Origin of the sequence: Micromonospora sp. CB01531, from assembly GCF_001905095.1 — a bacterium.
Classification (GTDB): domain Bacteria; phylum Actinomycetota; class Actinomycetes; order Mycobacteriales; family Micromonosporaceae; genus Micromonospora.
Map to the genome: position 1 here is coordinate 1 of NZ_LWLS01000023.1, position 6,114 is coordinate 6,114.

Annotated in this window: 4 protein-coding genes and 1 pseudogene; all 5 read left to right on the forward strand. The window is 68.2% G+C overall.

Annotation, left to right across the window (positions count from 1 at the left end; translation table 11 throughout):
• On the forward strand, positions 1–986 hold a 986-nt coding region (locus tag A6A27_RS05185), incomplete at its 5' end, for an acetyl-CoA C-acyltransferase (RefSeq protein WP_073833361.1).
• 1 nt (position 987) lies between these two features.
• Complete coding sequence (locus tag A6A27_RS05190) at positions 988–1,692, forward strand: SDR family oxidoreductase (protein ID WP_073833362.1); 705 nt, start codon at positions 988–990, stop codon at positions 1,690–1,692.
• A 78-nt stretch (positions 1,693–1,770) separates the two neighbouring features.
• Complete coding sequence (locus tag A6A27_RS05195) at positions 1,771–2,808, forward strand: IS110 family transposase (protein ID WP_241825084.1); 1,038 nt, start codon at positions 1,771–1,773, stop codon at positions 2,806–2,808.
• A gap of 256 nt (positions 2,809–3,064) precedes the next feature.
• A complete protein-coding gene (locus A6A27_RS05200) occupies positions 3,065–5,026 on the forward strand; it encodes a zinc ribbon domain-containing protein (RefSeq protein ID WP_073833365.1) in 1,962 nt (653 codons plus the stop codon).
• Positions 5,027–5,342: 316 nt separating this feature from the next.
• Positions 5,343–5,491, forward strand: a pseudogene (locus A6A27_RS47340) (IS701 family transposase); the annotation flags it as partial.
• Positions 5,492–6,114 lie beyond the last annotated feature (623 nt).

The following is a 6,114-nucleotide window of genomic DNA, read 5'->3' on the forward strand; positions in this document are numbered from 1 at the left end:
TCGGCGAACAGTCCGGCAACACCGCACGGTGGGCACTGCTCGGAGCCGGCTTCCCGGAGTCGGTTCCCGGTGTGACCGTGGACCGCCAGTGCGGTTCCTCCCAGCAGGCACTGCACTTCGCCGCTCAGGGCGTCATCGCCGGTGCCTACGACGTAGCCATCGCCTCCGGCGTGGAGTCGATGAGCCGCATCCCGATCGGCTCCCAGTTCCAGGGCAAGGACTTCGCCGGCCACCGCGTCGGCGCCCGGTACGACAACGGACTGGTGCCGCAGGGCATCAGCGCCGAGCTCATCGCCAACAAGTGGGACCTCTCCCGCACCCAGCTCGACGAGTTCGCCGCCGAGTCCCACCAACGCGCCGCACGCGCATGGAAGGACGGCCTGTTCGACTCCCAGGTCGCACCCGTCAACGACCTGCGCACCGACGAGACGATCCGCCCAGAGACCACGGTCGACACCCTCGTCGGGTTACGGCTCGCGTTCAAGGACGAGTACTGGGTCGAGCGCTACCCCGACCTCGACTGGCGCGTAACCGCCGGCAACAGCTCACCGGTCAACGATGGCTCCGCCGCGATCCTCGTCGCCAGCGAGGAAGCCATCGCACGCCTCAGCCTGACACCACGCGCCCGCGTTCACTCGTTCGCGGTCGCCGGTGACGACCCGATCTTCATGCTGACGGGCATCATCCCGGCTACCCAGAAAGTGCTCACCAAGGCCGGCCTGTCCATCAGCGACATCGACGCCTTCGAGGTCAACGAGGCCTTCGCGTCCGTCGTGCTCGCCTGGCAGAAGGAAACCGGAGCCAACCCCGCGAAAGTCAACATCAACGGCGGAGCCATCGCCATCGGTCACCCCCTCGGCAGCTCAGGGGCCCGCCTGATAACCACCCTGCTCAACAACCTCGAACAGACCGGCGGCCGCTACGGCCTCCAAGTCATGTGCGAAGCCGGCGGCCTCGCCAACGCCACCATCATCGAAAGGATCTGACATGCCCACCCTCAACGGAGCCGTCGTGCTCATCACCGGAGCCAACGGCGGCCTCGGCACCCACTTCGTCCACCAGGCCCTCGAACGGGGTGCCACCAAGGTCTACGCCGCCGCACGCAACCCGCGAGACTGGAACGACGACCGCATCATCCCCCTCGTCCTGGACGTGACGTCGCCAGAGTCCATCGCGGCCGCGACCGACATCGCCAACGACGTGACCATCGTCATCAACAACGCCGGCGCCTCGAACGGCTCCAGCGTGCTCGGCGACCTGGCCGCGGCACGTGAATTGTTCGAGACCAACTTCTGGGGCGCACTCGCCGTGACCAACGCATTCTCCCCAGCACTCAAGACCTCGCGAGGCACCGTGCTCAACGTACTGTCTGTCCTCAGTTGGCTCGGCATCGGCGACGCCTACAGCGCGACCAAGGCGGCCCTCTGGCAGGCGACCAACACTCAACGCATCAAGCTCGCCCCCGAGGGCGTACACGTCGCCGGGTTGCACCTCGGTTACGCCGACACCCCCATGACCAAGGGAGTCGACGCCCCCAAGCTCGACCCGGCCGACGTCGTCCGCTCGGCATACGACGGGATCGAAGCCGGCAGCTACGAGATCCTCGCCGACGAGCTCAGCATCCAGGTGAAGGCCGGACTTGCCGCGCCCATCGAAGCGCTCTACCCGCAGCTCGCAGGAGCCCGCGCATGACCCGAGAACGTACATCATGAGCCGCTGGTAGTGGTCGACCGCCGGGCTCCTCCGCGGGCTGCTGGTGGTGTCCGCCTGGTGGAGCCGTGGGTACGGGCGCTGATCGCGGCCGGCTACCAGGTTTACGGGGTCAACCCGAAGCAGGCCGCCCGGCATCGGGAGCTGATGTCGGTTTCGGGTGCCAAGAGCGACAAGGCGGACGCGCACGCCCTGGCCGACATGGTCCGTACCCGCCGGCACCAGCTGCGGCAGGTCGCCGCGGACTCTGACATCGCCGAGGCGGTCAAGGTCGTCGCCCGGGCGCACCAGACGCTGATCTGGGAACGTACCCGGCACACGCTGCGGCTGCGGGCCGCGCTGCGGGAGTACTTCCCCGCCGCGCTGGAGGCCTACCAGTCGCTGACGCTCACCGGAGCGGACGCCCTGGCGCTGCTGGCCAAGGCCCCAACCCCGGCCGCGGCGGCCAAGCTGACCGTGGCGCAGATCAGCGCCGCGCTCAAACGGGGGCGCCGACGCGACATCCCCGCCAAGGCGGCAGCGATCCAGCAGGCGCTGCGCACCGAACACCTGAGCCAACCCGAGATCGTCACCGGCGCGTACGCAGCCACCATCCGCGCAACCGTGGCGATCCTGACCACCCTCAACGCCGAGATCAAAACCATGGAAAGCCAGGTCGAGGCGCATTTTGGCCAGCACCCGGACGCTGAGGTCTACCTCAGCCAGCCCGGCATCGGGCCGATCCTCGGCGCCCGGGTGCTCGCCGAGTTCGGTGACGCTCCCGGCCGCTACACCGACGCCAAGTCTCGCAAGAACTACGCCGGCACCGCCCCGATCACCCGCCAATCCGGCAAGACCAAGACCATCCACGCCCGATTCGTCCACAACGACCGGCTCGTCGACGCCCTCCACATGCAGGCCGGCGCCGCGATCCTGCACGACACCGCCGTGCGCGCCTATTACGACGAACTCCGCGCCCGCGACGTCAGCCACAACGCCGCCCTACGCCAGATCGGCAACCGCCTCGTCGGCATCCTCCACGGCTGCCTCAAGACCCACACCCGCTACGACCAAGCCACCGCCTGGTCACACCGAGCCACCACACCCATCGCCGCTTGACACCTCAGCTCCTGGGGTGTTGGACCACCGACTTCTACAACCACCGCCGCGGCACTCCGTCTGCGACGGGCGCTCGCCTATCGGCTATGAACGATCAACGGAGCAGGCTGACCAACTTGATTAGGAATCGTCGGTGATCATAGGTTAACTGTGTGGACCGTGACGCTTGCCTTTGGGCTGGTTCGGGGAAGATTCCGGTGAGGTGGACCGGTTGTGATCGCGGGTTCTCCTGGATCGATGTCGAGGCGATGAGCCGGTGAGCGGGAAGCTGCCGCTGGCCGAGGGTGAGACCTCCCGTACCGCTTGCGCCCGCGCCGTGCTCGGATCCGGGGTGGACGAGGAGAGCGGCAAAGTGCTGTCGCAGGCCGCGCTTGCGCAACGGATCGGCTGGTGTGCCGATCTGGTGGCGGGCATGGTCTCCGACCTGTTGGCGGAGCGCTGGAATCCCGCGGATGTGGAGGTGTTGGCCTCCGGACACGACGCGGGTGGCCGGAAACTTCCGTCGAACGCGTGGATGGCGCTGCGGCGCTTGGGCTGGACGGTCGCCGCGCCGGTGGGTGTGAGAGTCAATGACCGGATCGTGCGGATGGCGCAGGAGCAGGCGGGGCGTGTTCTGCGTTCGGCGTCGTGGCGTGCGGGCCTGACCTCCGGTGTGTTGGCGACGTGGCCGGCCGATCCGCGTAAACGCACCCCGCAGGAGTGGGAGCAGCTTCGGGCGTCGATCCCTGGCGGGCAGCATCTGCCGTCGGGTGTCATCAAGTCCCGCACCCGGCAGGCCGCCAGGTTCCGTGCCGTCAATGGCCGGCTGCCGGTGGACGTGTTCGAGCTCGAAGGCGTCCCAAGGGTCGCGCGGATGCTGCTGCTGGCCGCGTGTGACCGGCAGCAGGCCACCATCGAACGCAGCGACACCGACCCCAGCAGGGTGTTGCTGCGCTTGCAGCTTCCCACCCGCCCAGACCCGCGAGCCTATGCAGATTGGACGTGGGTGGCCTGTCCGATCATCCTGCCGCCCACGGTCCCCGCAGGCGCGGTGCTGCACCTGCCCACCCTGCGCGTGACCGGCCGGCAGGTGCGCGTCGATGTCGCGTACACCCATCCGGTGCCGAAGGCCCGGCGCACCGGTCACACGGTGGCGCTCGGCGTGGACTGGGGTCTCAACACCCTTCTCAGCGCGGGGGCCCTGCGGCTCCACGAGGGCGGGCGGATCACCGCGTTGGGGGCCGGTGGCCAGTTCCGGGCCGCCGGCATCCTCGCCAAACAGCACCGCCTCCGCCGCCTGTCCGAGCGGCTGCACGCCAAAGCCGACCACTACCAACGCCTCACCGGCCGTGACGAGCGGCATCACCTCGTCGGCAAACTGGCGGTCCTGCGCGACGAGATCCGCCACGTCTCCGACCGCCGCTCCAACCTGAACGCCGCCCTCTCGTGGGCCGCCGCCAGATGGGCCGTGGACCAGGCGATCGCCGCCGCGGCGAGCGTCATCTACGTCGAAGACCTGCGGTCGATGGAAGCACGGGGCATGGGCGCCACCCTCAACACCCGGCTGTCCCAGCAGGTGCGCGGGCAGATCGTCGACCGGATGCGGCACCTCGCCGCCGAGACCGGTATCGCCGTCGTCACCACGCCTGCCCACAACACCTCGAAGCACTGCCCGCAGTGCCTGACTCCGCTGCGGCATCGCAAGGCCCCCGACAAGCCCACCACCCCAGGCTGGAAGTGGGCGATCTGTCCCCACCAGTCCTGCCGCTGGCAGGGCGACCGCGACCAGGGTGCCTGGCGTCGGATCGCCGCCCGCGGCCTGGCCCATCAGGCAAAGACCGTCATCGACAAGGCCAGCGGGCAGATGGTGATCCGCGCCGTGGTCGACAAGCTTGAAGCGTCGGCGGTCATCACGAAGACCTGCCGGGGGGACCGGTCGAAGACCGGCCCCACCCGGCGCAAGCCATCACGCCCCGCGCCCAGGCGACGCAGGGCACCCTCCCCCACCCGGCCTCACAGCCGGGCGGGTAAGCGTCCGGAGGGACACGCACCAACGGACCGGAGGCTGCCCCGCGCAGCCCACCGGCACCAGGGCGTGAACACGATCAGCACCCCCACCACCGGCCACCGTCCACGCGGAGCCGCGTTGGGCGCGGGATTCCACTTCCACGCCCACGCGACCCCACCACGGTGGGAAACGATCCCGGAAACCCAATCCGACTCAGGATCGCTAAGCTGATCAGGGACGCTCTGGAAGCTCAAGCCGCACAACGGAGCCCTCCACGCATTGGACATGCTCGACGAGCTGATCGAGCAGTGGGGGCTATCGAGGCTGCCAGTGATCGCGGACTCCGGCTACGGTGACTGACCCTGTTCCGGCTCGGGCTGGCCGAACGTGGTCTGCGCTCTGTGGTCGAGGTCGACCCGACCGCTACCGCCGATCCCGCTGGCGCAGTTCCGGTCACGCCGCCCTGCACCGGCCGGGGCCGCCTACCCCGACCCGCCGGTCACGCTGACGGACCTGGTCTTGGCCGCTGGCCGGACCGGCGTGCGGCGACTACCGCGAACTCAAGACCGGCCTCGGCGTGGACCAGTTCGAAGGCCGCTCCTTCACCGGCTGGCACCGCCATGCCACTCTACCGTGCTCGCCCAGGCCTTCTGCATCCTGCTCCGCCTGGACCCGAAAGCGGATGCGCCGGCCTGACCCTCTACGCCGTGCTGCGCAAGCTGCAACTGCTGCTCGCCGTCATGGTCGACGCGGGCCACCCGTGCAAACGCCCATTCGATGACACGGCTTAAAGCACTATTAGGACATAGAGGGTAAATGTCGTGGGTCGTTGAACCGGACGGCCGTGGGTTACGTAGTCACTACCGTGGGTGTGGTTGCTTGTGGTGAGTGGCTGCCGTTTGGTTGGTCTGGGGCCCTGGTGGTGGTTGGTGCGGCGGTGTCCAATGGCTGGCGGTGATGTGGTTACGCTCGGCTGTTTTCCCTTTTCTGGTGGGTGTGATTGTGCTGGGCCTGTTCGGCCTGTTCCGGAGGGGTCTGGTTGCTGTTTCTGGTCGGGCTTGGTGGCTGAGGTCTGCCCGGTGGGTCTGTCCATTATAGATGCTGCTGGTGCTGGGTAGGGCTGTGCTGTTTGGCAGCTGTGGGGTTTGGTTGGTGGCGGGTTTGCTGGCCTTTGTTCCAGGGGGTCTGTGAGTGGGGTGGGGGATGAGTTGATGGGTGGCTTGTTCGGGCGGAGCGCGAGCGCTAATAGCGTCGGCGGGGACTGGTGGGGGGATGACGATGGTGGTGGCTGGGGGTAGTGGTTTGAGCTGTCACTGATT

Bases quoted from the DNA above. Each gene is read 5' to 3' on its own strand.
- A6A27_RS05190 (WP_073833362.1), top strand. From the start codon at position 988: ATGCCCACCCTCAACGGAGCCGTCGTGCTCATCACCGGAGCCAACGGC.